This is a genomic window from Pseudomonas sp. B3G-3 (genome assembly GCF_028640915.1).
Lineage (GTDB): Bacteria > Pseudomonadota > Gammaproteobacteria > Pseudomonadales > Pseudomonadaceae > Aquipseudomonas > Aquipseudomonas chlororaphis_I.
Window position 1 is genome coordinate 1 of the sequence record NZ_JAQZAB010000020.1, and the last position, 299, is coordinate 299.

Annotated in this window: 1 protein-coding gene; it reads left to right on the forward strand. The window is 58.9% G+C overall.

Translation table 11 applies throughout. From position 1 onward, the window contains the following. Positions 1 to 299: helix-turn-helix domain-containing protein (locus PVZ80_RS00205; RefSeq protein WP_273863278.1), on the forward strand; the 299-nt coding region annotated here is incomplete at both ends.

Consider the following 299-nt stretch of genomic DNA (forward strand, 5'->3'; position numbering starts at 1 on the left):
TCCCTTCCTGTGGTGGATGCCAAAAGCCCTGTTCAACCACTCACGAGTATTGCGAGCGAGTCGTTCGTGATTTGCCCATTCTCGGCCGTGCAGTGCGCCTCAGCGTTTTGCTCAGACGTGTTGGCTGTCGTGACTGCGGCAAACGCATGGAGACTGTCAGTTGGCTGGATCGCTATGCCCGTATGACGCGCCGCTTGGCCGATGCGGTGATTCAAGCCTGTGAGCGCCTTCCCACGTTACACGTGGCTCAACTGTTTGGGTTGCATTGGGACACCGTTCGGCTGCTAGAGCGTCGCGCC